We start from the raw sequence: 26,851 nt of genomic DNA on the forward strand, positions 1-26,851 counted from the left end.
TGCTACGGGTGCGGCCGGCGCCGCGTCCTCTCGCGCCGGCGGCCCCGCCACCGGCGCGATGACCGACGCTGGGGTGACGCCGCGTCCTCGGTCGCCGCCTAGGCCGGGTGGCGGTGCCACAGGTGCTGCCGGGCTCATCTGCTCCTCTGAATCCGCTTCGTCGGCGTCCGGAGCGTTCGGCGAGGACGGCTCGACGGATTCGGGATCAGTGACCGGCGGCCCGCCGGGCGCCGACGGTGGCCAACCCGGTGAACCGGGAGGGCCGGACGGAGCAGCGGGAACACCGGGAGTGCCGGGCGGAAACACCGGTGGACCGGGAGTGCTGGGTGGAAGGACTGGTGTACCGGGGGGACGCCCAGCCTGCGGTGGCGCTGCGGGTGTTTCGGGCTCACCGGCCGACGGCTCGGCGGGTGCCGCTGGGTTGTCCGCCGCGGGCGGGCCTTCCGACGGCGCCGGCAGCGGCGGTGCTTTGCGGTCGAGCAGCTCCTGCAGGGCATGCGCCGGGGGTTTCCAGCTCATTGTGGTCCGGATCTGTTCGGCCGAGGCGGCGACTATGCTGACGTCGGCACCGTGGGTCGAGGAGATCACAGCGTTGATCGCCACGTCCCGCTGGGCGGCATCCAGGCTGGGATCACTGCGCAGCAGCTGGATCTGTCGATGTGCGGTCTCCAGGTTGTCGGTGATCGCGAACTTGGCCTGCTCGACGATCCCGGCGATGTGGTTGTGCCAGGTGATGGCCGTGACGATGCCGTCCTGCAACATGCGCAATCCGGCGATGTCGGTATCGAGCTCACCGTTGGCCGCCTTCGCGGCGCCGCCGGTCCAGATGCCTCCCTCGAAGATCTGGGCCTGCTGGCGCTGCCAGTCCTCCAGCACCTCGGTGAGTTGGTAGAGAGTCCGGGTGAACAGCTGAGCCCGGTCATAGAGCGTGGCCTCGTCAACCTCGGGCCACCCGCCCGGGTCGAGCATCGGTCCGACGTACTCACCTGCGGGCCGCGGGATGCTCATCGCCTAGCCTTCCGTATCCGTGCTCCACGGTCGTGCTCAGCCTTCCGAGGTCGCCGCCGTCACGGCTGTTTCTGGTCCAGGCCCATGCTGGTCTTCAGCTGATCGGTGATCCCGGCGAGACTGCCGAACAGGTGTGCGGCCTGTGCAGTGACGGCGGCCGTGGCGGCATCTTGCGCGTTGGCAAGTGCCTCGTTGATCCGCTGCTGGACTGTTCCGGCTCCCAACCGTAGAAGGCCGTCCTCGATGTGCAGGGCGGTGAGGACCTCGCTTCCGTTGATCGTGACCGTGACGGTCCTTTCTTCGTCTGTGCCGGTGAAGGTTTGGTTCTCCATCTGATCGGTCGCCCCGTCGAGCACCGACTGGAATTGCTGCAGCATCGCCATGGCATCGGCGGCCTGCGGGTGTACCCCGTCGGGCGCGCTCCGCGGTGACTGGTCCTGTGCGGTCAATTGGCTGTCCCTATCTTCCTGGGGTTTCACTTCTCTTGGGCGTCTTTGCGCCGGCGGTTTCCGATGACGGCTTCGGTCCATGCCCGGTCTTCTTCGTACAGTGACTCGTCAGCCGTCGGGCCGCGTTTCCCTTCCTTGTTGTTCGACTGGTTTCCGGCGCCGGCACCCATCGGCATGCCTCCCATCGGGCCGCCGGTACCGGACGGGCCGCGAGCCGCTGCCGCGATGTCACGGGCCCCGGCCCCCGCCCCGGCACCGGCTGCGGGGGCCGACGATTCGGCACCTACGGAGGGCATCGACGGGACGCCGGGTATGCCGCCGCCACCTCCACCGCCGAGGGACGCCGGTTTCAGCGTCGGCTCCGCGCCCGAGGGGTCCGACAGTCCCGCCAACGCATCGTTGAATTCGTCCGGCAGCGGCGGCACGCCGGTGGTCGGAGTCGTCGGTGTGGTAGCGGCGGAGTCGGTCGTCGTCCCGGTGCCGTAATAGTCGTCGAGCAGGTCGTCCTCGCCCAGATCTCCGTCACCCAGATCGCCGTCACCCAGATCGCCGTCGCCGAGATCGGGATCATCGGGATCGGTTTCCGAAGGGTCCGGGGGCGCCTCGATGACGAACGCCGTGGGAGGGTTGTCCGGATAGATCGCCTTCAGCGGGAGCGATGCCCGCTGAACGTATTCGGCCAGAGCCTCTTCCGACTTCTCCTGCAGGACGGCATACCAGGCTTGCTCCTCTCTGAGCCGGTACTGCTGCTCTGGGTGGTTGATCCAGTACGGCTCGGTCGTATAGATCTCCCAGCGTCGATCGGTGGCGTATACCTCATAGCTGGTCGGGTGCTCGGTGAGGGCGTACTTGTGCGCCGTGTTGACCCCGAGAGCCTGCGACCCCAGCTCGATGCACGATTGGGCCATTTGGTAGATCCACTTGCGGTGCGTTTCGAAATTCGCTTCGACGAGCGTTGCCGATGTGCCCTCCCAGTGGGTGAACGGCCGGAACCGGTTTGCCAGTGTCTGCCACGCTCGCTGAAAGGTGTCCCACTCTTTGGCGAAATCTTTGAACGCCGTCCCCTGGTCGGGGGCTTCGATGTCGGTCGCGGCCTGCCTCACCTCGTAATAGGGCAGCTCGACATCGGTGGCGAGCTGGAGCACCTGCGGTGGAACGAATTCCTCGTCGGTCACGGTGTCGACGGCGACCGGTGATATCTTCGAGTCGGTATCGAGCGACTCCTCAGCCGCTTCGTCCACCTCCTCGTAGGCTTTGGCGGCGTTGCGAAGTGACTGCGCCAGGCGTCGCCACTCCCGTTCGCCTGCGGCTAGATACAGGCGCATCGCGTCCGCGGACATCTTGAGCTGCTCGGCGGCGTCGCCGACGAACGACAGTGCACACGGCCCCGCCGGATTGTCGGTCGGGACGGCTGGCGGCGGTTCTTCCAGTTCCTCCGCTCGGGCGATCAGCTCGTCGTATTCCACGTTCAGTGGCTGCGTCATGTCGCATCACTCTCCTGGTTGAGGCCGCCGAACAGGTCGCAGTAGGTTCGCTGCTCGGCGGACTTGAACTGCTGATAGCGCTTGAACCGGAGCTCGCCGGCCAGCATGCGTGTCAGGAACCAGTCCAGACCGGCGGCCAAATCACGGTATTGCTCGTCGAGTACTGCCAGCCGTGACGCCGCGGCGAGTCGATCTGTGTGCGCGATACGCAGGGTGAGAACCGAGAGCCGGTCGACGATCATGCCGGGCGTCTCGGTGTGCAACGGCGCAGTGCGGTTCTGGATCTGGTCGAGGCGACCGAACAGGGTGTCGTCGATGTCTTCAATCGCCGCGTTCCTGTGGGCGTTGACGTCGTCGATCGACCGCTTTCGCCGGGCCACTTCGTGGTCGTCGGCAGTTGGCCGGCGGACGGCGTCTTCGTGATGCCACAGCGCGAAGTTCATCGCGTGCAGATGCAGTGCCTTGTCGCCGATCCCACGGCGCGTGGGTGACGTGTCGGGCGCATTGTGATGCCACGACGATGTCGCCTCGTGGAACCTCCGCACCGCGGAGAGTAGGTCTTCACAGCTGGTGTCGTGCTGTCCGGTCGGCGGCCGGTGCTCGACGACACGAGGTCGAACGCCGGCGTGCCGACCCACCGACCGGGCCCCCGGCAGATCTTCGAAGTATTGCTCAAACATGATGTTCGACAGCCTCTTCCGCAACCTCTTGCAGGGCAGCCAGCACCTCGTCGACGGTGATGTCGGCCATCGTTCGCCGGTCGATGTGGCGATGTGGGGTGAACCGGAAGCCCCACTCGCCGCTTCGGGTGGGCCCGAACAGCCCGACGCCGGGGACCCGAGCCAGGTCCGCGGCATGAAGCATGCACGAATCGATGCCCAGGAACATGTCGGCGCAGGAAACCAGAGCCATGGTGAAGTCGAGCGGCAGGCCGAGATAGGGGGTGACACGATCCCGCTCTCGGCCGACGTTGAGTTCCTCCTCGCCCATCCCGACGACCCATGCGACGTAGTCGCGATGTCGCGCCAGGAACCGGTCCAGCACATCGATGAACCGGGTGACCGGCCACTGTTTTTGGATCCAGTCGGAATCGGCATGCACGACGAGGACCTTGACCCCCGCCGGCAGGGCGGCACGGACCGACCGCGCTTCGGCCTGGACCGCGGGCGCGATGGGAACGGGCTGGGTGTACTCGTCGATGCGTGCGGCGGGGTCGAACACGCGAACCAGCTCGAACAGTCGGTCGGCGGAGTGACACGCCAGTTTGGGGGCCACGATGTCGTATTGTTCGTAGTCGTTCTTGAAGCCGACGGTCACCGCTGGACTGAGGTGTTGCCGAATGATCCGAATCGCATACGGCATCATGTTGAACGAAAGCGTGCTGATGAGCACGTCGACGTTGCCGATCCGAGATGCCAGGGTTTCCGGGTCGACCGTAGGAACTGCTCCGAGGTATGGCGGCAGGTCCTTGTCGAAGAACCCGGTGGTGTCGGCATGTCGGGGGCTTACTTCCCGGAAGCACAGATCGAACGCGAACTTCGGGCAGATCAGCATTAGTGGGTGCTCGAAGCGCTCGCCCAGCGCCCTCAGCGTCGGCAATGTGAGCAGCGAATCGCCGATCTTGGCTCCGAAGTAGAGTGCCGGCCAACGCGCTCGGAGCAGTCCACGATGGTCCATGCCCGAGCCAGGCGGCTGGACTGAACGGTTGCCCATGGTGTCCGAGATCATCCGACATTCCCGCTGGTTGTGTTCACCGGCTCGACCGCGTCCGCGGTGGCCTGCTCACCAGCCCGCGGCGCGCCGAGATGAGCCGGAACGCTTTCGCTGGTGTCGGCTCCTTGCGCGGCGCCGTCGGCGGGTTCCTCCGGTGGGTTGTCGATCTGGTTGTCCAGAGCGTTGGCGTGCGGTTCGCCTTGGGCTGCGCGCTGGACGCCAGGACTGATGCTCTGGGTGATCGAGTTTGTCGTTGTAGCAACTTGATTGAGCGGCCGCGAGAGATAGCCGCCGGCGCCCGCGGTGCCGGAGAAGTCTCTCGGTTTCCCTGGTTCGACCTCGTCTGTTGGTGGTTCCGAGTCGCCGGCGTCGGCCAACTCTACGCCGAGGTCCGGTGCCGGTCCCTCTGACACCGTGGCCACCCCATCGTGCGTGGTCGCGAACTCATGGTCGGCGAGCGGCCGTCCCAACAACTCATCGGTGTCGGCGTAAATTGCTGCTGCGGTCGCCACGCTCGATGCCGTCTGGGCCAGTACGGCTCTGGCGGTGGGCAGGCCATCGAGCACCGGTGACTCGATGAGTGGCATGGTCTCGTTGATCGCCGCCGTCATCGAGTCTGTTCCGGGAGCGGTGATGGGGGCGGGGGGGTCCGGAAGAATCTTCACCTGCAATGCTGCTGCGGCCTGCTCCAGGCGAGCGGTGTCGACGGTCAGTGATTCGGTCATCCGCTCAACCGCCCTGGCCGTTCGAGGATTCGACGCCGGGATGGTCGTGGCCTTGCCGGTGCAGCACTGTTCCTCGGGTGCCTGGCCGATCCTCTCCTGGCCTTCCGGCACTCGACAACAACCGAAGCTTGCGGCATGTCATCGGGTGCCGCTGCGTGATCGGGGGACGCGGCATCAGTGTCCAGCATGAGCCGGCCTCCTGCCCTTCTCTAGAACCGGGCATTGCGGACGACGTCGTAAATGCTTGTGATCCACAGCAGCATGGGCAGGATTGCGGCGATAACCAGGCCGTCGACCAATTCCAGGATTCGCCTACTGACCGGTGAGATACGACGGACCCCTGCCGTTGCGGCCACGATGCCCAGTGTGATCACAACAGCGGCCAGGTAGCCGCCCAGCAACAGCCAGCCGATGTCGGGATACCAGCCCGACAGCCTGGCGATCACGCCCAGCGGGACGCCGATCGCGGCCGCGAGCAGAGCCCACGCACACCACTGCTCGGCGAACAGGCGCGCCCGAAACGCACACGTGGTAGCGACCAGAGCGGCCACCACCAGGGTATGGACGAAGAAGTGACCGCGGACCACTACCGCGACCGCGGCGACCCCGAGAACCAGTGCGCCTGCCGTGACGAACCCGATCAGAAGCTGTTTAGCCAAACCGGTTCGCTCGGCGAGCCGCGCGGCTGAGTCTGGGACCGAGGCGATGACGGCCTGCCAAGTGGGTGTTTCCGAACTTTCTCTGTCTGCATTTGGCCGGCCCGCCACCGGCTCGAGGAGTTCGTCGTACTCGACCGTCTCGCCAGGCGCCGGGATCGGTGGCAGGGCGATCCGCGCGACGACGATGGTGAGCTTGGCCGAACTGGTGACGATCAGCAGCCCCACCAGGACGGCCCCGGCGGGCACCCACCGCTGCCAACCGTATCCGACGGCTATGGCTGCCGCGGTGACCGAGAACGCGGTCACCGCGACGAAGGTCGCCAATGCGGTTCGTTTCGCCGGGCCGCCCCTGGTCAACAGCGTCAGGAACATCACCCCCGCGGCGGCCGCGGCGATCTGCGGTGGGCCGAGCGATGCGGTGTCGCGTGGCGACGGGATCGCCAGTGCCGCCGAACCGGTGAGCAACGGGAACGCGGTGATCAGCAGGCTCTCGGCGAGTTCGGCGCTGTCGTATACCTTGGCGGTCACCCAGCTGCCCACCAGGGCGAGGGCCCCCAGCACCGCCATCGCCAGCAGCCACAGCCAGCTGCGTCCGGTGTTCCACCATTGCAGCGTCGCCAGCACGGTCAGTGTCGCCATGACCAGCGGAATGGCCACCGCAATAAACCGATTCAGCGCGGTTCGGTTGAACTGGGGTGATTCGTCGAGCACCGCGATCGCGTCGATGACGTCCTCGACGAGCGGTTGATAGCGCTCGGAGCGACTCACCGGGACGACCGTCAGTAGGGATCCGTCGACCACCCCTGCCTCGTCCAGCGACTGCTCGGCCCGCAAGGGCGGGAACCCGGGCCGCGCGAACGCCCACTTGCCCTGAGCGGTGAAGTCGAAGCCTGCCAGGATGTCGGCTGGCGTGTCCTCGAGCAGATCGGCCAGCGCGGCGACGGTGTCGTCGACGTAGTCACGCATCGGTGCGGCGGCTGGCAGCGCCAGGTCCGTCATCCGTTTGCCGGTCAGGATGGTCACTCTGGTCGTCGCGGGTGCGGGGGGTGCGGTGGCTCCGGCCTTGGCGGTTGCGGCGCCGGCAGCCGCAGGTGCGCTCATCGGTGCGCCTCCGATCCAGCCGAAATTCGCTGCTTCACAGAATTGTTGGACGCTGAAACGCGAGAAGAGGCGAGTGCTGAGCAACTCGCCTGATCTCGTGCTTCGCTCATGGGTACAGGTGCTACGAGAACATCCCCGTGACACCGGATTCGGTCTGTGACATCGTCTGACCGGCTTCACTGATCCGGCCGGCGAGGCTCTGCAGGGCGGCGTTGAGTTCCGCGGAGGTGGAGTCCCAGCGCTGCTGGACGGCCTGGTAGGCGTCCGAGCCGCTGCCGCCCCAAACGGACGCGAGTTTTGTGAGCGCGGCCTTCCCGGCGTCGAGTTCGCTTTGGGTGGACGACACGGCCCCCTGGATGGCACCGGATCCGGCTTCGATGCCGCCGAAGTTCCATGACTGTTCGCTCATGGCGTTTCCTCGCTTTCTTGTGGTGTGTGGTGGTCAGAAGTTCATCTGGGAGGACAGCGAGCTGGCCTGATCTTCGTCGGCACTGGTGTAGGTGACGCCCGCCTTCTGGATGGACTCGGAGATGTCGTTGAGCGCCTTGATCTGTGCTTGGCCTGCCTGCTGGAAGCGCATCAGCGCTTGCTGGGCGGCCGCTCCGGCCTGGCCGCGCCACTGTGCGGCCAGCTCGCCGGCGGTCGAATCGACGTTGCGGATGATCTGCTGGAGGTTTTCCGAAACGCTTCGGAAGGTGTCCGCGCCCTCCTGGAGCGCGCCTCCGTCGGTCCTCATTTCCATTGTGGATTACCTTCTTTCTGTTGGTATTTCGTGACCTCGCCAATTTGTGGCAAGTCTTCCAGCCGGCTCTGGCCGGGAAGTCCGTCCTCCGAGGTGATCACCAGTCGTCCTCACCAAGGTCGGGCTCGGCGCGCTCGTCCTCATCAGTGTCGGGCGCGAGCACCGTCGGCATCGCCATGGCTGGTCTGTTGTTGCCGTGGATGCCCTGGGCCGCCATCGCGCCGATCGGGGCGCCACCCACGGGGGCGCCGCCGCCGACAGCCGATACCCCCGCGCTGGCCCCGGCAGTGGCAGCCCCCGTCGCCCCGACGGCTGCCGGCGCCATGGGCCTGTCGAGCAGCTGGCTCAGCAGCGGGGTGCGTGGCGGCGACCCGGCAGCACCCGGCATGGTGTCGGCGCGCATCAGTCCGGCACCGCTACTCGGACCCGATCCACCGGCGAGCGGATGTGTGGAGAACGGTGAAGCGCCTAGCAGGCCCAGTTGGGGGCTGTCGTGTTCGCCCGGTTCGCCGAGCCTGTCGACGCCCGGTCCACCCATCGAGCTGGCTTGCTGCAACAACTGGGTCAGCTGCTGGATTGGTCCGCCGGCCTGCCCCAGCTGAGCGCTCATCTGATTGACGAACGGGATGAGGGCCTCACCGACTGGCAGCCCCTCGAAGGGCGCTGCCTCGCCGGTGTGGGCAGCCAGCTTCGCCAGTGTCAGCGGGTCGGCGGCCTTGCCTGCCAACTCGGCCAGTCGACCCGAGGTCGCGCCTTCGGCGGCCGCGCCACTGTCGGGAACGACGATCGGCTGCGGCGGCGGCAGTGGTTCGAACGTTGTGTTGACAGCGGTTTCGGCTTGGTAGGCGTCCATCGCGGCGGCGGCCTGGTTCCACATGCGCACGAAGTAGTCGGTCTCGTTGAGCCCGATCGGCACCATGTTGATGCCGAGGAAGTTGGTGGCGAGCAGCACGGCGCGAGTCATGTGGTTTGTGGCGATCTCGGGCAGCGACGGCGTCATCGCCATCGCCGTGGTGTACGCGGTAGCCTGCGCCGCCGCCTGGAGACCGCGCTTCTGGGTCTGCAGCGCGGCGGCGCGCAGCCAGGCCACCATCGGTGCTGCCGCCGCAACTGCGCGTTCGCCGCTGACACCCGTCCAGGCCGTACCGAGCGAGGTCAAGATCGCGGCCAACTGGTCTGCCTGAGCCTCGAGGGCCGCGCTGAGCGTCGTCCAGGCCACCTCGGCCTGCAGCATCGGCGCCGGCCCCGCGCCGGCCATCAGCCGGGCGGTGTTGAGTTCGGGTGGCATTGCGTGCCAGAGCATGGCGGTGGTGGCCCCCGTCCTGAATCGCTTCTCGGTTGTGGCTAGGCCAACGTGTCCGAGGCGCCCTGGTCGATCGCCGAGTACATGCCGGCAACCTTGGTGACTGCGGTGCCGGCGCGGGCGAGTTCCTCTTCGGCGGCCGTCAGCTGGCTAAGGGCCTCGGCGCCGCCGGTTGCGAACGCCGTTGCCGCTTGAACGGAAACCTCCTCGGCTCCGGCGGGCGGCAAAGCGGTGACCGCTGGGGACGCCGCGGCTTCGGCGGCCAGGCCCTCGGCGGCGTTGGCAACTACTTCGGCGCCGATCGCGGCAACCGCGGAATCGTCGTGAGACATCGGTTGCATTGCTGGTTCTCCTCCAGTCGGTCAAGTTCTGAGTGTCCGAAACGTGCGGCACCGGGGTTATCGGGACATGCCGGCCGCGATATCGAGCGTTCGCTGTGTGTCCAACTCCGGCCGGCATTCTTCAGTTCCGCGATTCCGCAACGCTACTGAATTCTAGCGACGGGGACGGCGGCTTAGGAGGGGCAATTGGGGGCAATTGACGCTGCTGGGTCGTGAACACAGAGCGCGGCTACATATTGAGGTGAATCGGCCGTGAACGGATGCAGTATTGCCTGCAAATTCCGGACGAGATCATCCGACTCGGTTATGGCATGAGTCACACTATCGCCCGTTGTGCATCCATCGGGCGGGCGGGCCGCGGTGCCACGGCGGTGTTTGCGGACCCGTAGGAAAAGCTCTGGAGTAGCCAAGAATTCATCGCGGTCAGGGCCTATGCACTGCTAGGCTCGGTTCCAGCGTTCACAGGTCGGTGCGCGCCCCCGGCGGGCGCGATAGAAGGGGTACGCCACGATGTCGCAATTGGGTGGAATTCATGATTTGGCCTATGTCTTTTCCCGAGTTGGCGCATCCGCGGATGCCGGTGCCCGGCAGGACTGGGTCGGCCTGGGTTTCAATATCGCCGGCGGTATCGGGAAATTCATTTGGTACCGAAAGGGCCATGGCCTGCTGAAGCAAACTCTGGAAAAGGTGGGCAAGGACGCCCTGCCGACCCCGACCGCAATTGTCGATGTGACGATGGTGGCGGTCGTCGTCATCGATCTCCTCAACGGCTTCGGCGCGCCCGACGAGGGCGACAGATTTGCCAGCGGCGTTGACAAGTTGAAGGTTGTCGATGCCCAGCTGAAGTTCGCCACGCCTCGGGGCGACGACTGGGAGGGCGACGGGGCCGAGAGCTATGCCGAGGAACTCGCCGCTCTGCGTGTCCTCGTCGCGGAGTTGCAGGACCTGGATGCGCAGATGAAAACCCTCGTCAAGAGTCAAGGCGACAAGATCTTCACCGCTCACCGCACGATGGCCATCCTCGGGTGCGCGCTGGTCGCCGCACAGGGAATTGCACTTCTGCTGTACCTGGTTCCGGGTGTCGGTCCGGTGCTCTCGCTGAAATTCCAGGTGTACGCGGCGATGGCGGCGATCATGACCGTCGTTGCCACGGAGGCTCAAGTCCTCAGTAACTCGCTCGACGTCGCGAGCGCGACGGAGATCATCCAGGACGCCTACGTTTCGGCGGGCAAGTCTGCCGAGGTCGAAGGGACGTTCGCGTCGATCGAGGTGGCCGGCGCGAAGCAAATGGACGTGGGTAGCTTCGCCGCCATCTCGAGCAGCTTGTCCGATTACTCAGGACCGCCGACCGTGGCTGACCTGGCCCGGGCAGCGGGATCTGACGGTGCAATCTTCGAGGAACGTCGTGAGCTGTTCGGTGCGAACGCTACTGATGAGTCGGACGGTGGTAGTCCTTCGGCGCCGGGCGCCGGCGGGGACGAGGCCGGTGAGGAAGACACCGGGGCCGGGGCTACCCCGAGGTTCACCGTGCCCACTATGGCTCAGGTGAGCCAGGCGACCGGACAGGCCGCCAAGATATCGAACGACGTCGCCCAGCCGCTCAACGCTGTCAACGAGACGTTGGGTTCGGTGCAACAGGTCTACGGCATGGCCCAACAGGGGCAGGGCGCAGTCGACCCGGTTGAAGAGGCAATGGCCGCGGTCGCGGACGACGGACCGGCGACCGACGAGCCGGCTGCCGGTGAAGCGACGTTCGCCGAGGACTCTAACGACGCAGCCGGTTCCGACGATGCGTTCGGCGCGGCCGCAGGCGAGGAGCGGGGCGAGCGTGCGCCGGTCGGCAGCCGGGAGGCCGCCGGTGAGTCGACGGAGGCGCGGGGTCCGCAGGCACGGCCGCTGTAGCCCGACCCGTTGCCCTCTTGCCAACACGACAGAGCCAGCGACACAACTGAACCTAACATCCCGAACGAACGAGGAGGCCATCACGTGGCGAATCTCAACGTCTCGCAGGGCTACCTCAACGGCCTGGCGCGCGAGCTGGACAAGGCAGCCGAGGAAGCCGACGACGCCGCGTCGGTCACCGACGGGATCGGGGCCAACTGCTGGCTGACTCACGGCGTGATGAGCGGCTCCTCCAACGGTGAGGTCACCAAGGTCGAGAACCGGCGAAAAGCCGCGGGCAAAGCCGTCCGGCAGGCCTGCATCGACCTTGCGGCCAAGGTACGGACCGCCGACGTCGCCTACACCGCAGTCGACGACGACTTGAGCAGGAACATGAACGCCCAGGTGCGTCCGCAGTAGTCATGGCCAGCCCTGTCACCGCCGATCGATCTGCCCCCGTCGACGATGTCGTCGGCGTCGAGGTGACTATCGACGGCATGCTGGTGGTCGCGGACCGGCTTGGGCTCGTCGAGTTCCCGACGGTACTGGGGATCCGGCAGAACATTCCGCAGGAGGAAGTGCGCACCCTTGTGTGGGATCAGGTGCGCCGGGATCTGACCGCCCAGGGTGTGTTGGACATCTACGGGCAACCCCATCCGACCGTTGCGGTGATGGTCGAAACCCTCAGCAGACCGGACCGGACCTTGGAAGGCCGTTGGTGGCGGCGCGACGTCGGAGACGTCATGGTGCGATTCGCGCTGTGCCGAAAGGGCGACGGGCACGTCATCGCCGTCCGCGACAACGAAATGCTGGTGTTGCAGCTGGTGGCTGCACAGGTCGGGTTGGTTGCAATGCTCACCACCGTGCTTGGGCAAGCCGAACCGGCCGCCGTCGAACCGCTGACGGGCCTGGCCGCCGAGCTGAGCGAGTGCAGGACCGCAGCCCGGGTGGCCAACCATGGCGTTTCGCCGGCGTCTGCCCGCATCTATGCCGATATCATCGGCAATCCCAGAAGCTGGGTCGAAATCACAGCCAGTCAACGCCATTCGGGCGGGACCTCGACGCAGACCGACGTGGCGTCCGGCGTGCTCGACTCGCCGATGGGCAGGCTGGTGTCACTGCCGCGTCGCGAAGGCGGCGAACTCTACGGCAGCTTTCTGCCGGGGAGCCCGGAGAACCTGCAACGGTCGCTGGACGCCCTGCTGGAGTTCCTGCCGGCGCGCCACTGGTCGGATTCGGCCGAGGCCGGCTCACCTGATACCTATCCCTACCGCTAGACCGCGAGAGAGGAAAACATGGACGACGCCATGAACAGCGAGGACCGCGAGGATTTCGCCGCCCTGGATTTCTCCGCTAGCGGTGCCACTCAGGCCGACGACGACCATCCGTCCGATCCCCTTGACTTCTCCGCCGCCGACGAACGCCGTGACGACGGCTCGGCGGTGGACGATTTCCTGGTTGAGTACACCCCGGCTGAAACCGGCCCCGCTGAGACCGAACTCGATGTGCTCCCCGAAAAAGCCGCTGAGGACAGCGGCGAGGACGAAAGCGGCGACGAGCTCGCGCCGTACATTGTCACAGTGACCAATCCTCCGGGGCTGGTGTCGGTGTCGGCGCTCATCGGCGGCAAGATCCGCGAGGTCGATCTGTCGCCGAAGGTGACGAGCATGACCGAGGAAGAACTCGCCGAGGAGATCACCGTCTTGGCTGGTCTGGCCAGGAAAAAGGGACTGGCCGAGCAGCAGGCCTACCTGACGCAGAGCGAGGTCTTGAACGACGGTATGCGCGAAATGGGCCTCGAGGGCGGCCAGGTCGTCCGCGACTTGATGGTCGACGGTCTGGGCATGCCGACGCCAGAACAAGCCGCAGCCGAGCAGGCTGAGGTGTTCGCCGCCCGCTACACGAATGACCGCGGGTGAGCCGCAACCCATCATGATCGATCGTCTCGCGGGCCAATTCGACAGCGCGGTCGGCATGCTGGCGGTTTCGGAATCCCGCGCGCTGGAACTGTTCACCGACATCACCACCGAGGATGAAGCGGCCTGCGACGGTTGGATCGGCCGAATCCGGTGCGGTGACACCGACAGGGTGACGCTGTTTCGTGCCTGGTTCTCCCGCACCAAGTTTGGACAGCTGGCCGGGGCGGCACATGTGCCGATGAGCGCGCTCGGAGCCAGGGTGGCGATCGGTGGTCCGTACGGCGACATCACCTACCCGGTCAACTCGCCACTGGCGATCACCATGGGATTCGCCGTCAGCGAAACAGCGCACGGCAACTACGCCGATGCGATCGAGGCCCTCGAGGAGAGTCCGGCCGGTCCCGCCGAGGAACATCTGGTGGCCTGGGTCCGGGCGGTGATCTACGGGGCAGCCGATCGGTGGTCCGAGGTGATCGACGAGATCAGGAACCGAGGCACATGGCCCGACAAGTTCCTCGCCGCCGCGGGGGAGGTCGTACACGGCGTCGCTGTGGCGCACCTCGGGCTGTTCACCGAGGCCGAACGTCGGCTCATCGAAGCGAACGACTCGCCCGCAGGCGAGGCCTGCGGCCGTGCGATCGCCTGGCATCTGGCCATGGCACGCCGCAGTCAGGGGAACGAAGAAGGTGCTGTGGCCCTGCTCGAATGGCTGCAGGCCACCCATCCGGAGCCCAGAGTTGCTGCAGCGCTGAGTGATCCATCATACCGCCTGGCGACGACCACCGCAGAAGAGATCGCGGCACGCGCCGATCCCTGGGATGCCGCCACCGTGGTGGCCGATACCTCGGGACGCGATGAGCTGCTCGCACAGGCCGAAGCGGAGCTGAAGCGCCAAATCGGGCTTGCCCGGGTCAAGGATCAGATTGAGCGGTACCGGGCGGCCACTCAGATGGCCAGGGTGCGGGCGGCCCGAGGCATGAAAGTGGCCCAGCCCAGCAAGCACATGATCTTCACCGGGCCGCCGGGGACCGGCAAGACGACCATCGCCCGCGTCGTCGCCAACATCCTGGCCGGCCTCGGGGTGATCGCAGAACCCAAACTACTCGAGACGTCGCGCAAGGACTTCGTCGCGGAGTACGAGGGGCAGTCCGCGGTCAAGACCACCAAGACGATCGATCGTGCCCTCGGTGGCGTGCTGTTCATCGACGAGGCGTATGCGCTGGTTCAGGAGCGTGACGGGCGGGCCGATCCGTTCGGGACTGAGGCGCTGGACACCATGTTGGCCCGGATGGAGAACGACCGCGACCGGTTGGTGGTGATCATCGCAGGCTACGGCGCCGATATCGACCGACTGCTGGAGACCAACGAGGGCCTGCGGTCGCGCTTCGCCACCAGGATCGAGTTCGACTCCTACTCACCTGAGGAGATCCTTGAGATCGCAAAGGTCATTGCCCATGGTAACGACTCAGCGTTGAACACCGATGCCGCCGAGAATGTGCTGCGCGCCGCCAAGGTGCTCGACCAGCAGGTGGTACGTGGCGCGCCAGCCCTCGACATCGCCGGCAACGGACGCTACGCACGCCAATTGGTGGAGGCCGCCGAGCAGTACCGCGACATCCGGCTGACGCAATCGATCGACTTCGAAGGGCTCGATGAAGACAGGCTGCGTGAGATCAGCGGCGACGACATGGCCGAGGCAGTCGCCTCTGTACACGCACGTCTGAACCTGAGTGGTTCGACGCCGGGGTACTAGATGGGTTTTCGCCTCACCACCAAAGTTCAGGTCAGCGGTTGGCGGTTTCTGCTGCGTCGGCTCGAGCACGCGATCGTTCGGCGAGATACCCGAATGTTCGACGACCCACTGCAGTTCTACAGCCGCGCAATGATGTTCAGCGTGGTCATCGCTGTGCTGATCCTGCTGGGGGCGGGGGCTCTCGCGCTGTTCAAGCCGCAGGGCAAGCTCGGTGGCGGCGACCTGTACGCCGACGGGACGACCTACCAGCTGTACCTCAACATTTCGGGTCGGCTGCATCCGGTGTTCAATCTGACATCGGCCCGGCTGGTGCTGGGCGACGCCGCCGACCCTGCAGTGGTGGATGCTTCCGAACTGGGTACCATGCCGAAAGGGCAGTGGCTCGGCATCCCCGGCGCTCCCTATTCGACGCCGACCGCCGGAAGTTCGTCTGAGTGGGCGCTGTGCGATTCCATTGCCAATCCGACAAGCCTCAGCAGTGTCTCCCTTGCGGCGCAGACCGCGGTGATCGCGATGCCCCTGGTCACCGATCCGTCAGCGGATTCCATCACGCGAGACGAGGCCGTCCTGGCGTCATATCACGATCAGGAGTGGCTGGTCACGCTCAATGGCCGCCACACCATCGACCGGGCCAACCGGGCGCTAACCTCGGCGCTGGGAATCCCACTGAACGCCATCGGAATTCCGATATCGGAGGGTCTGTTCAACGCATTGCCCGACGCCGGTAGCTTTGAGCTCACGCCGGTGCCCCGCGCGGGCGAGCCGAACGACATCGGCCTGCCCGATGAGTTCGTGATCGGGTCTGTGTTCCGCACCGACCTGGCCACCCGATCACAGTTTTACGTCGTGATGCCCGGCGCCGTGGCGCCCGTCAACGCCACCACCGCAGCGGCGATGCGCGCGATGAACTCCTATGGGTTTGTGGACCCACCGGCGCTGGAGCCCAGCGTGGCGGTCCCGCTGCCCGACACCGTGTACAACTCACCGCTCCCGGATGAACCACTGGATCTGCTGTCACGCCGGGAAGCGCCCGTCCTGTGTTGGTCGTGGGAACGCCAGCCCGGCGACCAGGCGCCCAAGACGACGGTGATCGCCGGCCGCCATCTGCCGATCCCGGCAGCCGCGATGGACTCCGGAATCACCCAAATTCAAGGCAATGCATCGATTTACATCGACGGTGGCAAGTACGTGCAGTTGCAGGCGCTGGATCCGCGCTACGGCGAAGCTCTTTACTACGTCGATGAGCAGGGTGTGCGGTTCGGGATCCCGGACCAGCAGACAGCGTCCTCGCTGGACCTCACTTCGCCGAGAACCGCGCCCTGGGAGATCGTGCGTCTCCTCGTCGACGGCCCGGTGCTGTCCCAAGAGGCAGCACTCCTCGAACACGACACCGTCCCCGCCGCCGACCTGACGCCCCGAAAGGTCGGCTGATGGCGACCAAGAAGTTCTCTCCCAGCGCGACCCGCGGCCCGCGGCTGAACCCCGGTGAGATCGCCGTCTCGCCGCCGGAGGATCTCGGGGTGGACATCCCGGCGTCGGGCTTCCAGAAGGTCCTGCCCTACGTGATGGCTGCCTGCATGCTCGGCATGATCGGCATCATGTTCGCCACCGGTACCCGCAACCTGTCGCCGTACATGCTGATGATGCCGCTGATGATGATCATGATGCTGATGAGCGTGCTGGCCAGCGGCGGGTCGGGCGGTGGCAAGAAGGTTCCCGAGATCAATTCAGACCGAAAGGAATATCTGCGGTATTTGGCAGGTCTGCGCTCCCGTGTCACCACCTCGGCGGACGCTCAGGTGGAGTTCTTCAGTTATCACGCACCCCATCCGGAAGATCTGCTGTCCATCGTGGGCACGCCGCGGCAGTGGTCGCGTACCGCGGCTTCGGACTTCTACGCGGCCACCCGCATCGGGATCGGTGAGCAGCCCGCGGTCGATCGGTTGCTGAAGCCGGCTGCCGGTGGTGAGCTGGCCGGACCGAGTGCGGCTCCCACGCCGTTCCTCGAGCCCGTCGCCAACATGTGGGCGGTGAAATTCCTTCGCACGCACGGGCTGATACCGGACTGCCCGAAGCTTCTGCAGTTGCGTACCTTTCCCACGGTCGCGGTCGGCGGCGACCCCGAGCGTGCCGCCGGATTGCTGACGGCTCTGATCTGTCACCTGGCCGTGTTCCATCCGCCTGATCTGATGCAGATCCGGGTGCTCACCGACAACGCCGATGACCCCAATTGGGCGTGGCTGAAATGGCTTCCACACGTTCAACACCAGAGCGACACCGATGCCACCGGTTCGTCGCGGATGATCTCGACCGACCCCGACGACCTCAGCGAGCTTGCCGCGCGCGGCCCGCACAGTCCCGACTCGCTCCCCGGAGGTCCCTACGTCGCGGTGATCGACCTCACCGGTGGAAGAGCAGGATTCCCGCCCGACGGCAGAGCCGGCGTCACGGTGATCACACTCGGCAACCACAGCGGCTCGGCCTACCGCATCCGGGTGGGCACCGACGGAACGGCCGACGATCGGCTGCCCAGCCAAAGCTTCCGCCGGGTGACGTCAACGGCGGATTGCATGTCGCCGGCCGAAGCCACGCTCGTTGCCAGAAGGCTTGCCGGCTGGTCGATCACCGGGACCATCGTGACGAAGGCCAACCGCGTGCAGAAAAAGGTGGCCACCGAATGGCATCAGCTGGTCGGTGCGCAAGATGTCGAGGAAATCACCCCGGCACGCTGGCGGATGTTCACCGACACCGACCGTGACCGGCTGCGTATCCCGTTCGGTCACGAGATCAAGAGCGGCGACGTGATGTACCTCGACATCAAGGAAGGCGCCGAGTTCGGAGCCGGACCACACGGCATGCTCATCGGAACGACAGGATCGGGCAAATCTGAATTCCTGCGGACCCTGTTGCTGTCGCTGGTCGCCACCCATGACCCGCATCAGGTCAACCTACTGCTCACCGACTTCAAGGGCGGCTCGACGTTCCTCGGGATGGAGACACTCCCGCACACCGCAGCGGTCGTGACCAATATGGCCGAGGAGGCCGAACTCGTCGATCGGATGGGGGCGGTGTTGACCGGAGAACTCGACCGGCGACAGTCGATCCTGCGCCAGGCGGGCATGCAGGTGGGCGCGGCGGGCGCGCTTTCCGGTGTCGCGGAGTACGAGAAGTACCGGGAGCGCGGCGCCGCCCTCGAGCCGCTGCCCACACTGTTCGTCGTGGTCGACGAGTTCGCCGAGCTGTTGCAGAGTCACCCCGATTTCGTCGCGCTCTTCGACAGGATCTGCCGGGTGGGACGCTCGCTGCGGGTGCATCTGCTGCTCGCCACCCAGTCGCTACAGACCGGTGGTGCCCGCATCGACAAACTCGAACCAAACCTCACCTATCGGATTGCTCTGCGCACCACGAGTTCCCATGAGTCCAAGTCGGTCATCGGAACACCGGAGGCGGTGTACATCACCAACAAGGAAAGTGGTGTCGGGTTCCTGCGGGTCGGCATGGAGGACCCAATCAAGTTCAGTACCCTCTACACGGGCGGCAACTATGAGCCGAGTCAGCAGGCCGTAGCGACCGGCCACGGTGGCGAACCCCGCAAGCGCGGTGGCGGAAACTCGTTGCGAATAAGCCGGTTCACCGCGGCCCCGGCGGTCGGCCTGGATGTGTCCGCATGACCCGGCACCTGCAGACCCGGGCGCTGCGCGAAGTGGTGCTTCGGCAGCTCAGCACCGCCGACCCGGTTGCCTACAAGATGTGGCTACCGCCGCTGACCGATCCAGCACCGGTCGATGAACTAACCGCGCGGGACGGCAATCAGAGGTTGCGGTTCGCGTTGGGGGTCATGGATGAGCCGCAGCGCCACCGCCAGGAGGTTTGGGGCGTCGACGTTTCCGCCGCGGGCGGCAACATCGCCATCGGCGGGGCGCCACAAACCGGGAAGTCGACCCTGCTGCAGACCATGATGCTGTCGGCCGCGGTGACACACTCACCGCGCGATGTGCAGTTCTACTGCATCGACCTCGGTGGGGGCGGGCTGATCTACTTCGAGAAGCTGCCGCACGTCGGTGGGGTGGCAACCCGGTCCGAACCTGACCGGGTGATGCGCGTGGTCGCCGAGGTGCAGGCCGTGCTGCGGCAGCGTGAAGCCCGCTTCAAGGAACACCGGGTCGGGTCGATGTCGGCGTATCGCCAGTTGCGTGAGGACCCGAATCACCCCGCTGCGGCCGACGCGTTCGGCGACGTGTTCCTCGTCGTCGACGGTTGGCCGGCCTTCGTCGGTGAGTTTCCTGATCTGGAGCCGATGATTCAAGAAATCGCAGGTCAGGGGCTTGCTTTCGGAGTCCACACTGTCATCACCACGCCACGGTGGACCGAGCTGAAGTCGCGGGTGCGTGACTACCTGAGCACGAAGATCGAGTTCCGCCTCGGCGATGTCAGCGACACCCAGATCGACCGCATGACCCGAGACATCCCCGCCAACCGTCCCGGCCGGGCCATCTCGACGGAGAAGCACCACCTGATGATGGGTGTGCCCCGGCTCGACGGCCAGCACAGTGCAGACAACCTGGTGGAGGCGATCACCGCCGCGGTGCAGCACGTCCAGGCGCGGACCACCGGTCAGGCCCCGCGGGTCAGGGTGTTGCCAGAGCGTGTCTCGCTGCACGAGCTCGACCCGAGCCCTCCCGGTCCCGAGTCCGACTACCGGACCCGGTGGACGATCCCGCTGGGACTGCGCGAGGCGGATCTATCGGTGGCCTACAACCACATGTATCAGACTCCGCATTTGCTGATTTTCGGTGCCGCCAAGTCGGGAAAGACAACCATCGCCCACGCAGTCGCTCGTGCAATCTGCGCACGCAACAGTCCGTCCCAGGTGCGTTTCATGCTCGCCGACTACCGCTCGGGTCTGCTCGATGCGGTGCCGCAGAGCCACTTGCTCGATGCGGGTGCGATCAACCGCAACAGCACGACGCTTGACGAGGCGATCAAGGCGCTGGCGGAGAATCTGAAGAAGAGGCTGCCTCCGGCGGATCTGACGGCTGCGCAGCTGCGGGCCAAGTCGTGGTGGACAGGTTTCGATGTCGTGCTCCTCGTTGACGACTGGCACATGATTGTCGGCGCGGCCGGCGGCATGCCGCCGATGGCGCCACTTGCACCGCTGATGCCGGCGGCGGCCGATATCGGGCTCCATATCATCGTGACGTGTCAGATGAGCCAGGCGTACAAGTCGACCATGGACAAATTCGTCGGCGCTGCGTTCGGTGCCGGGACGCCGACACTGTTCCTGTCGGGGGACAAGGCCGACTTTCCCTCCAGCGAATTCAAGGTCAAACGGCGGCCGCCAGGGCAAGGGCTCATGCTGTCACCCGAAGGCAAAGAGACAATCCAGGCCGCCTATATGGATCCGCCGGAGGAGTAGGCCGGCTCGCCGCCCGGCCTGGCTCTTGCTGCCTGACCGACACCGTCGCCGATACTGCACTGAGGGCGGGATATCCTCGGGAGATTCCCGCCCTCAGTGCACTGTCGACGCCTCAGCTGGGGATGTAGTCGAAGGTGTCCGGGTTGGGCCCGATACGTCCGGCCGCACCCTTGTCCAGCCCGGAGATCGCAACCATCTCATCGGGACCGAGTTCGAAGTCGAACAACGCGAAATTGTCCTTGATGCGCTGCGTGGTCACCGATTTCGGGAACACGATGTCGCCGCGCTGAATGTGCCAGCGCAACACCACCTGGGCGGGCGACTTGCCGATCGACTCCCCGATGCGGGTGATCACCGGATCGCCGAGCACCTTGCCCTGCGCGATCGGCGACCACGCCTCGGTCGCGATGCCGTGCTGCTGACCGTAGGCGCGGACCTCGTCGTTGACGAAGTGCGGATGCACCTCGATCTGGTTGACCGCCGGTACGGTGTCGGTCTCCTCGGCCAGCCGCTGCAGGTGGGCGACCTGAAAGTTGGAGACACCGATGCTGCGCGCGCGGCCCTGCTTCTGGAATTCCTCCAACGTCTTCCACGTCGAGACGAAGTCGCCGTCGTACAGCGTCGGCAGCGGCCAGTGGATCAGGAACAGGTCGACATAGGAGTCCTCACCGTCGAAGCCCAACTCCGACAGCGTGGCGTCGAAGGCTCGGCGGGCGTCGTCGGGTTTGTGGAACCCGTTGTTGAGCTTGCTGGTGATGAACACCTCGGAGCGGGCCAGCCCGGAGTCACGGACACCCTGGCCGACGCCCTTCTCGTTCTGGTACATCTCCGCGGTGTCGATGTGGCGGTAGCCGATGTCCAGCGCGGTCTGTACCGCGCCGGCGGTGTCTCCCGGCGGAATCTGGAAGACGCCGAACCCCAGCTGGGGGATGGTGGCGCCGCTGTTCAACTCGATCGTGGGAACTGTGCTCACTTGTGCTCCTTTCGGCGACAGCGTGCCCGGTGCACCCGTCGAAGAAACCTCTGCTCATCCACCCAACGCCGGCTGGGCCGCTCAGCCTTCCCGCAACGCCGCCAGCAGGCGCCGCGCCGCACCGACGCGCCCCGCGGCCGGGCCGGTCAACTCGTCGAGCGAACACTCGGGATCGGCCGGCGGCCCCATGTGTCCGCAGCCGCGCGGGCAGTCGTCGATCGCCTCGGCCAGATCGGAGAACGCCAGCACCACGTCGTCGGGTTCGATGTGGGCCAGGCCGAACGACCGGATGCCCGGTGTGTCGATCACCCAGCCGCCCGCGGCCAGCGGCAACGCCACCGACTGCGTCGAGGTGTGCCGGCCCCGCCCGATCTCGGTCACCGCGCCGGTGGCCCGCTCGGCTTCCGGCACAAGACGATTGACCAGGGTGGACTTGCCCACCCCGGAATGGCCCAGCAACACGGTGACCTTGTCGGCCAGCAGTGCCGCCACCGCGTCCAGTTCGTCGCCGCGGCCCGCGGTCACGATGGTCAGGTCCAGGTCGGCGAACTGCGCGGCGAACGGCTCGGGCGGGGCGAGGTCGGTCTTGGTCAGGCACAGGATCGGCACCAGACCCCCGGCGTAGGCCGCGATCAACGCCCGCTCGACCAGCCCGGCCCGCGGCGGCGGGTCGGCCAGCGCCGTCACGATCAGCAGCTGGTCGGCGTTGGCCACCACCACCCGCTCGGTCGGGTCGTTGTCGTCGGCCGTGCGGCGCAGCACCGTTCGCCGCTCCCCGCGCCGCACGATGCGCGCCAGCGTGTCGGTGCGCCCCGACAGGTCACCGACGACGTCGACGTCGTCGCCGACGACGATCGGGGTGCGGCCCAGTTCCCGGGCGCGCATCGCGGTCACCCGCTGGGCGGGGTCACCGCCCAGCACGCACCCCCACCGGCCGCGGTCCACCGTCACCACCATCGCGTCCTGCGCGTCGGCGTGTTCGGGGCGGGTCTTGGTTCGCGGACGAGAGCCTCGGCCGGGCCGCACCCGGACATCGGACTCGTCGTACTCGCGACGGCTCAAGGTCGGGGGACCACCATGTCGTCGGTCTGGCCGGCCAGCATGTTGGCCCACAACTTCGGGAAGTCCGGCAGGGTCTTGGCGGTGGTCGCGATGTCGTCGACCTCCACGCCCGGCACCCGCAACCCGATGATGGCGCCGGCGGTGGCCATCCGGTGATCGGCGTAGGACCGCCACACCCCGCCGTGCAGCGGCTGCGCGGTGATGACCAGCCCGTCCGGAGTCTCCTCACACTGCCCGCCCAGGCCGCTGATCTCGGCGTGCAGCGCGGTCAGCCGGTCGGTCTCGTGGCCGCGCAGATGCGCGATGCCACGCAGCCGCGACACCGACCCCGGGGTCGCCAGCGCGGCCAGCGCCGCCACCGACGGAGCCAGCTCGCCGACCTCGTGCAGATCGACGTCGAGGCCGCCGTAGCTGGCCGAACCCTGCACTTCCAGGTAGGAGTCGCCGCGGCGCACCACCGCACCCAGCTTCCCCAGAATGGACAGGATGATGTCGGCGGGCTGGGTGCTCACCCGCGGCCAGCCGGTGATGCGCACGCTGCCACCGCTGACCACCGCCGCGGCCAGGAACGGCACCGAGTTGGACAGGTCGGGCTCGATGGCCCACTCCCGTGCGGCGACCGGGCCGGGGGCCACCCGCCACCGGTTGGGCCGGGAGTCGTCGACATCGACGCCGGCGTCGCGCAGCATCGCCACCGTCATCGCCACGTGCGGCGCCGAGGGCACCGTGTCACCGGTGTGCACGATGGTCAGCCCCTCGGTGAAGGCCGCGCCGGACAGCAACAACCCCGACACGAACTGCGACGATCCCGACGCGTCGATCTCGACGGCGCCGCCCGGCACCGAACCGCCGCCCTGCACCGCGAACGGCAGGCCGTCACCCTCGATGCCGACCCCCAGCGCACGCAGCCCGTCGAGCAGCGGGGCGATCGGCCGCGCGCGGGCCTGCTCGTCGCCGTCGAACACCACGGTCTCGGTGCTCAGCGCGGCCAGCGGCGGCACGAACCGCAGCACCGTGCCGGCCAGCCCGCAGTCGATGCGGGTGCCGGGCGGAGCCAGGGTGCCGCTGACCGTCACCTCGGTGTCGTCGGTGTCCGCGGCCTCGACGACGAAACCCAGCGCCTGCAGCGCCCCGATCATCAGGTCGGTGTCGCGGCTGCGCAGCGCGCCGTGCAGCGTCGACGCGCCGTTGTCGGCGGCCAGCGCGGCCAGGATCAACGCCCGGTTGGTCTGAGACTTGGACCCGGGCACGGTGACGGTGGCGTGCACGGGAGTGGCGGTGGACGGCGCGGGCCAGGTGGTCACAGTTGTCCATTCTCGCCTGTCCCCGATTTCGGCGTGCACATGCACCCTCAGCGACGACATTCACGCCGAAACCGCAACGTCTGGAAGCATGGGAGCCATGTGCGGGCGATTCGCGGTCACCACCGATCCGGCGCAGCTGGCCGAGAAGATCAAAGCCATCGACGAGAGCACGGCGGCGACAGAAAAAGACCCGCCGCAGCCGAACTACAACACCGCGCCCACCCAGACGGTGGCCACCGTCGTCAAACGCCACACCGAGCCCGACGACGAATCCACCCGCCGGATCCGGCTGATGCGCTGGGGCCTGATCCCGCCGTGGGCCAAGACCACCGACGACGGCGGACCCGACACCAAGGGTCCGTTGCTGATCAACGCGCGCTCGGAGAAGGTCACCACCTCACCGGCGTTCCGCGCCTCGGCCAAGGCCAAGCGCTGCCTGGTGCCGATGGACGGCTGGTACGAGTGGAAGGGCCACAAGGGCGACAAGACGCCGTACTTCATGTACGCCGGCGACGGTGAACCGCTGTTCATGGCGGGACTGTGGACCACCTGGCGGCCCAAGGGAGCAGAGAAGGACAGCAGACCGTTGCTGAGCTGCACGATCATCACCACCGACGCGGTGGGCCCGCTCGCCGACATCCACGACCGGATGCCGCTGACCATCAGCGCGCCGGACTGGGACCACTGGCTCGACCCCGACGCGCCGGTCGACGAGGGCCTGCTGCGCGGACACGGCGACCTCGACCGCATCGAGATCCGCGAAGTCTCCAAGCTGGTCAACAGCATCCGCAACAACGGGCCCGAGCTCATCGAGCCGGTCGAGCCCGAACCCGAACAGGCCGAACTGTTTTGAACCCACTGCATCAGCCCGCCGTCGTCGACGCGCTGGGCGCCGACCTACGTGCCGCCGGATACACCACCGACGGAGTCGCGGCGCTGCTGGGCGCCGACGCCGGGGCGTTCAGCCGCGGCCTGTGGTGGTCTGCGCTACGCGCCACCGAGCGTGCCGGCACCGACCAGCAACGGCTTTCGGTGCTGGTGCGGCTGCTGCTGCTGGGCACCGCGGAGTCCCGCGACCGGGTCGAAGCAGCCCTGCCGACCGCTGGGGTGGAGGCGCTGATCGGCAACGGCGTCGTCGAGGCGGCGCCGGACGGCGGGCTGCGCGCGGCCCTGGACATCCGCCCGCACAGCGACGGTGCGCGCGACTTCCTGGTCGTCTCCGACCTCGACGCCGCCGCGCGCCCCGGGCCGGTGCGCCACGACCACGTGCTCGGTATCGGGGGCGCCTCGGTGTCGCTGGCCCACGCCGTCATCCGCGAACCCGTCGGGCGCGCACTGGACCTGGGCACCGGATGCGGTGTCCAGGCACTGCACCTCGACGCGCACTGCTCCCGGATCGTCGCCACCGACACCAACGAACGGGCGCTCACCCTCGCCGCTGCCACTGCGCGGCTCAACGGCATGTCCTGGGACCTGCGCCGCGGCAGCCTGTTCGAGCCGGTGGCCGGTGAGCGGTTCGACCTGATCGTGTCCAACCCGCCGTTCGTGGTGGGCACCGGATCGCTGGACTACCAGTACCGGGATTCCGGGGTGGCCGGAGACGCGTTGTGCCGCAGTCTGATCGAGCAGGTGCGGGATCACCTCGAACCGGGGGGAACCGCGCAGGTCATGGCCAACTGGATGGTCGGCAACGGGCAGCCCGACGGTGCCTGGCGGGACCGGGTGGCCGGCTGGCTGGCCGGCACCGGTCTGCACGCCTGGGTGGTGCAGCGCGAGTTCGCCGACCCGGTCAGCTACGTGTCGCTGTGGACCTCCGATGCCGGGGAAACCCCCGACGAGGCGGCGCGCCGCGGTGGCCGGTGGCTGGACTGGTTCGATGAGGAGGACATCGCCGGGGTCGGAATGGGCACCATCACCGTCCGCGCGCCGCGGCCCGGCGAGCACCGCCCGCCGGACCAGGTGTTCGAGGAGGTCACCGGCGTCGACGAGGCGCTGACCGGTCCCGAGGTCGCGGCGTTCTTCGCCCGCCGCGAGTTCCTGCACGACACCACCGACGAGCAGTTGCTGGCAGCACGGCTGTCGACCGCGCCGGTGTTCCTGGAGGAGCAGTCGCTACCCGGCCCGGACGGCTGGCAGCTGGTCGGGGCCGCGGTGCGTCGCCCCGGTGGCCCGGCAGCCGTGCTGGGCGTCGACGAGGTGTCCCGGGCGCTGCTGGCGGGCTGTCGCGGCGAGGTGCCGCTGGGCATGCTGATCGAGCTGCTGGCCGCCACACACGGTGTCGAGGCCGAGGCGCTGGCCGCGGCGGCGATGCCGGTGGTTCGCGAGGCGATCGGCCGCGGAATCCTCTACCAGGCCGGTTGAGCGCTCTCAGCCCCGTCGGGTGGCGCTGACCACCACGTAGCGGGAGCCGAAGCCGATCGCGCCCGACGGGTCGACGTGTGGCCGCAGCGCCGCCTCGAAAGCCGCGGTGAGGGCGTCGCGCTGCCCGGCGGCCCGCCGGAAGGTCTCGACGTGCATCGGTGATTCCTCCTGCAGGAAGTGCAGCGCGGCCGTCATCGAGGCGAACTCCCAGCGGTGCAGTTCCTGGCGGACGTCGATGTCGTCGAACTCCGGGGCCAGCCGGTCGGTGACGACCTCGGTGTCGCCCCACTGGTCGGGGGAGAACGCCGCCGCGGCCGGCGGGCCCAGCACCGCGACCACCGGATCGAAGAACGGGTTGTCGGATTCGCGCATCCAGGCCGAAAAGCTCAGCGCCCCCTGTGGTCTGAGAATCCGGGCCAGTTCGGCGACCTGGCGGGCGGGATCGACGAAGATGATGCCCATGTTCGACACCGCTGCGTCGAACCCCTGGGCGGGCAGCCCGGTGTCGGCGGCGTCGGCGCAGCACCAGGTCACCTCGCCGGCGCCGTCGCGGCCCTTGGCGATCGCGATCAACTCCGCGGTGAGGTCCACCCCGGTGACGTGCGCGTCGCGCGCTGCGGCGGCGAGCGCGACGCTTCCGGTGCCGCAGGCCAGGTC

General features: G+C 67.2%; 24 protein-coding genes and 1 pseudogene. 10 read left to right on the forward strand and 15 right to left on the reverse strand.

Annotated elements, in window-relative coordinates:
• The 11 genes and pseudogenes from ACXAID_RS16105 to ACXAID_RS16155 all read right to left on the reverse strand — a co-directional run.
• Positions 1-1,008: pseudogene (locus ACXAID_RS16105) on the reverse strand (secretion protein EspK); the annotation flags it as partial.
• A gap of 59 nt (positions 1,009-1,067) precedes the next feature.
• Positions 1,068-1,391, reverse strand: coding sequence for a YbaB/EbfC family nucleoid-associated protein (locus tag ACXAID_RS16110; protein WP_475023216.1), 324 nt, complete (start codon positions 1,389-1,391; stop codon positions 1,068-1,070).
• A 92-nt stretch (positions 1,392-1,483) separates the two neighbouring features.
• Positions 1,484-2,941: an EspB family ESX-1 secretion system-associated protein gene (gene espB / locus ACXAID_RS16115; protein WP_475023217.1), complete on the reverse strand. Its 1,458-nt coding sequence runs from the start codon at positions 2,939-2,941 to the stop codon at positions 1,484-1,486.
• Positions 2,938-3,621 carry a DUF4254 domain-containing protein gene (locus tag ACXAID_RS16120; protein WP_475023218.1) on the reverse strand — a complete coding sequence of 228 codons (684 nt, stop codon included), beginning with the start codon at positions 3,619-3,621 and terminating at the stop codon, positions 2,938-2,940. The genes espB and ACXAID_RS16120 overlap by 4 nt, the downstream gene beginning before the upstream one ends.
• Entirely contained in the window at positions 3,614-4,669 is a 1,056-nt protein-coding gene (locus ACXAID_RS16125) for a glycosyltransferase family 9 protein (RefSeq protein ID WP_475023219.1), read from the reverse strand. The genes ACXAID_RS16120 and ACXAID_RS16125 overlap by 8 nt, the downstream gene beginning before the upstream one ends.
• Positions 4,666-5,379, reverse strand: coding sequence for a hypothetical protein (locus ACXAID_RS16130; protein WP_475023220.1), 714 nt, complete (start codon positions 5,377-5,379; stop codon positions 4,666-4,668). Before ACXAID_RS16130 ends, ACXAID_RS16125 begins: the two co-directional genes overlap by 4 nt.
• 209 nt (positions 5,380-5,588) lie before the next feature.
• Entirely contained in the window at positions 5,589-7,139 is a 1,551-nt protein-coding gene (eccD, locus tag ACXAID_RS16135) for a type VII secretion integral membrane protein EccD (RefSeq protein ID WP_475023221.1), read from the reverse strand.
• A gap of 121 nt (positions 7,140-7,260) precedes the next feature.
• Entirely contained in the window at positions 7,261-7,548 is a 288-nt protein-coding gene (locus ACXAID_RS16140) for a WXG100 family type VII secretion target (protein ID WP_475023222.1), read from the reverse strand.
• Positions 7,549-7,581: 33 nt separating this feature from the next.
• On the reverse strand, positions 7,582-7,875 hold the full coding sequence (locus tag ACXAID_RS16145) for a WXG100 family type VII secretion target (RefSeq protein WP_475023223.1): 294 nt from the start codon (positions 7,873-7,875) through the stop codon (positions 7,582-7,584).
• 103 nt (positions 7,876-7,978) lie between these two features.
• Complete coding sequence (locus ACXAID_RS16150) at positions 7,979-9,169, reverse strand: PPE family protein (protein ID WP_475023224.1); 1,191 nt, start codon at positions 9,167-9,169, stop codon at positions 7,979-7,981.
• 56 nt (positions 9,170-9,225) lie between these two features.
• Positions 9,226-9,525, reverse strand: a complete 300-nt coding sequence (locus ACXAID_RS16155) for a PE domain-containing protein (RefSeq protein ID WP_475023225.1) — start codon at positions 9,523-9,525, stop codon at positions 9,226-9,228.
• 510 nt (positions 9,526-10,035) lie between these two features.
• On the opposite strand from ACXAID_RS16155, the gene ACXAID_RS16160 reads away from it, so the two are divergent.
• From ACXAID_RS16160 to eccCb, 8 genes are all read left to right on the forward strand, one after another.
• On the forward strand, positions 10,036-11,427 hold the full coding sequence (locus ACXAID_RS16160) for an EspA/EspE family type VII secretion system effector (protein WP_475023226.1): 1,392 nt from the start codon (positions 10,036-10,038) through the stop codon (positions 11,425-11,427).
• Positions 11,428-11,511: 84 nt separating this feature from the next.
• On the forward strand, positions 11,512-11,826 hold the full coding sequence (locus tag ACXAID_RS16165) for a type VII secretion target (protein ID WP_475023227.1): 315 nt from the start codon (positions 11,512-11,514) through the stop codon (positions 11,824-11,826).
• 2 nt (positions 11,827-11,828) lie between these two features.
• The gene (locus tag ACXAID_RS16170; protein WP_475023228.1) at positions 11,829-12,683 is read left to right on the forward strand and encodes an ESX secretion-associated protein EspG; all 855 of its coding nucleotides are present in this window, start codon (positions 11,829-11,831) and stop codon (positions 12,681-12,683) included.
• An 18-nt stretch (positions 12,684-12,701) separates the two neighbouring features.
• A complete protein-coding gene (locus tag ACXAID_RS16175) occupies positions 12,702-13,325 on the forward strand; it encodes a hypothetical protein (RefSeq protein WP_475023229.1) in 624 nt (207 codons plus the stop codon).
• 13 nt (positions 13,326-13,338) lie between these two features.
• Positions 13,339-15,078, forward strand: a complete 1,740-nt coding sequence (gene eccA, locus ACXAID_RS16180; protein ID WP_475023230.1) for a type VII secretion AAA-ATPase EccA — start codon at positions 13,339-13,341, stop codon at positions 15,076-15,078.
• A complete protein-coding gene (gene eccB / locus ACXAID_RS16185) occupies positions 15,079-16,509 on the forward strand; it encodes a type VII secretion protein EccB (protein ID WP_475023231.1) in 1,431 nt (476 codons plus the stop codon).
• On the forward strand, positions 16,509-18,749 hold the full coding sequence (eccCa, locus tag ACXAID_RS16190) for a type VII secretion protein EccCa (RefSeq protein WP_475023232.1): 2,241 nt from the start codon (positions 16,509-16,511) through the stop codon (positions 18,747-18,749). The genes eccB and eccCa overlap by 1 nt, the downstream gene beginning before the upstream one ends.
• Positions 18,746-20,494 (forward strand): type VII secretion protein EccCb, encoded by a 1,749-nt coding sequence (eccCb, locus tag ACXAID_RS16195; RefSeq protein WP_475023233.1) that lies wholly within the window; start codon positions 18,746-18,748, stop codon positions 20,492-20,494. Before eccCa ends, eccCb begins: the two co-directional genes overlap by 4 nt.
• Before the next feature lie 112 nt (positions 20,495-20,606).
• Here the strand turns inward: eccCb and ACXAID_RS16200 are convergent, their stop codons facing one another.
• The 3 genes from ACXAID_RS16200 to aroA all read right to left on the reverse strand — a co-directional run bounded on the left by ACXAID_RS16200 (position 20,607) and on the right by aroA (position 23,893).
• Positions 20,607-21,467, reverse strand: coding sequence for an aldo/keto reductase (locus ACXAID_RS16200; protein ID WP_475023234.1), 861 nt, complete (start codon positions 21,465-21,467; stop codon positions 20,607-20,609).
• Between the two features lie 81 nt (positions 21,468-21,548).
• On the reverse strand, positions 21,549-22,529 hold the full coding sequence (gene rsgA, locus ACXAID_RS16205) for a ribosome small subunit-dependent GTPase A (RefSeq protein ID WP_475023235.1): 981 nt from the start codon (positions 22,527-22,529) through the stop codon (positions 21,549-21,551).
• Positions 22,526-23,893 (reverse strand): 3-phosphoshikimate 1-carboxyvinyltransferase, encoded by a 1,368-nt coding sequence (aroA, locus tag ACXAID_RS16210; RefSeq protein WP_475023236.1) that lies wholly within the window; start codon positions 23,891-23,893, stop codon positions 22,526-22,528. Before aroA ends, rsgA begins: the two co-directional genes overlap by 4 nt.
• Positions 23,894-23,930: 37 nt before the next feature.
• On the opposite strand from aroA, the gene ACXAID_RS16215 reads away from it, so the two are divergent.
• On the forward strand, positions 23,931-24,686 hold the full coding sequence (locus ACXAID_RS16215; RefSeq protein WP_475023237.1) for an SOS response-associated peptidase: 756 nt from the start codon (positions 23,931-23,933) through the stop codon (positions 24,684-24,686).
• Entirely contained in the window at positions 24,683-26,194 is a 1,512-nt protein-coding gene (locus ACXAID_RS16220; RefSeq protein ID WP_475023238.1) for a DUF7782 domain-containing protein, read from the forward strand. The genes ACXAID_RS16215 and ACXAID_RS16220 overlap by 4 nt, the downstream gene beginning before the upstream one ends.
• A gap of 6 nt (positions 26,195-26,200) precedes the next feature.
• On the opposite strand, the gene ACXAID_RS16225 is transcribed toward ACXAID_RS16220, so the two are convergent.
• Positions 26,201-26,851: class I SAM-dependent methyltransferase (locus ACXAID_RS16225; RefSeq protein ID WP_475023239.1), on the reverse strand; the 651-nt coding region annotated here is incomplete at its 5' end.

Source organism: Mycobacterium sp. ABE4_509, assembly GCF_056160785.1.

Bases quoted from the DNA above. Each gene is read 5' to 3' on its own strand.
- ACXAID_RS16175 (WP_475023229.1), top strand. From the start codon at position 12,702: ATGGACGACGCCATGAACAGCGAGGACCGCGAGGATTTCGCCGCCCTG.
- ACXAID_RS16155 (WP_475023225.1), bottom strand. From the start codon at position 9,525: ATGCAACCGATGTCTCACGACGATTCCGCGGTTGCCGCGATCGGCGCC.
- eccCb (WP_475023233.1), top strand. From the start codon at position 18,746: ATGACCCGGCACCTGCAGACCCGGGCGCTGCGCGAAGTGGTGCTTCGG.
- ACXAID_RS16120 (WP_475023218.1), bottom strand. From the start codon at position 3,621: ATGTTTGAGCAATACTTCGAAGATCTGCCGGGGGCCCGGTCGGTGGGT.
- ACXAID_RS16215 (WP_475023237.1), top strand. From the start codon at position 23,931: ATGTGCGGGCGATTCGCGGTCACCACCGATCCGGCGCAGCTGGCCGAG.
- eccA (WP_475023230.1), top strand. From the start codon at position 13,339: ATGATCGATCGTCTCGCGGGCCAATTCGACAGCGCGGTCGGCATGCTG.
- espB (WP_475023217.1), bottom strand. From the start codon at position 2,941: ATGACGCAGCCACTGAACGTGGAATACGACGAGCTGATCGCCCGAGCG.
- aroA (WP_475023236.1), bottom strand. From the start codon at position 23,893: ATGTCGTCGCTGAGGGTGCATGTGCACGCCGAAATCGGGGACAGGCGA.
- ACXAID_RS16145 (WP_475023223.1), bottom strand. From the start codon at position 7,875: ATGAGGACCGACGGAGGCGCGCTCCAGGAGGGCGCGGACACCTTCCGA.
- ACXAID_RS16130 (WP_475023220.1), bottom strand. From the start codon at position 5,379: ATGACCGAATCACTGACCGTCGACACCGCTCGCCTGGAGCAGGCCGCA.
- ACXAID_RS16170 (WP_475023228.1), top strand. From the start codon at position 11,829: ATGGCCAGCCCTGTCACCGCCGATCGATCTGCCCCCGTCGACGATGTC.
- eccCa (WP_475023232.1), top strand. From the start codon at position 16,509: ATGGCGACCAAGAAGTTCTCTCCCAGCGCGACCCGCGGCCCGCGGCTG.
- ACXAID_RS16125 (WP_475023219.1), bottom strand. From the start codon at position 4,669: ATGATCTCGGACACCATGGGCAACCGTTCAGTCCAGCCGCCTGGCTCG.
- ACXAID_RS16140 (WP_475023222.1), bottom strand. From the start codon at position 7,548: ATGAGCGAACAGTCATGGAACTTCGGCGGCATCGAAGCCGGATCCGGT.
- eccB (WP_475023231.1), top strand. From the start codon at position 15,079: ATGGGTTTTCGCCTCACCACCAAAGTTCAGGTCAGCGGTTGGCGGTTT.
- ACXAID_RS16110 (WP_475023216.1), bottom strand. From the start codon at position 1,391: ATGGCGATGCTGCAGCAATTCCAGTCGGTGCTCGACGGGGCGACCGAT.
- ACXAID_RS16160 (WP_475023226.1), top strand. From the start codon at position 10,036: ATGTCGCAATTGGGTGGAATTCATGATTTGGCCTATGTCTTTTCCCGA.
- eccD (WP_475023221.1), bottom strand. From the start codon at position 7,139: ATGAGCGCACCTGCGGCTGCCGGCGCCGCAACCGCCAAGGCCGGAGCC.
- ACXAID_RS16150 (WP_475023224.1), bottom strand. From the start codon at position 9,169: ATGCCACCCGAACTCAACACCGCCCGGCTGATGGCCGGCGCGGGGCCG.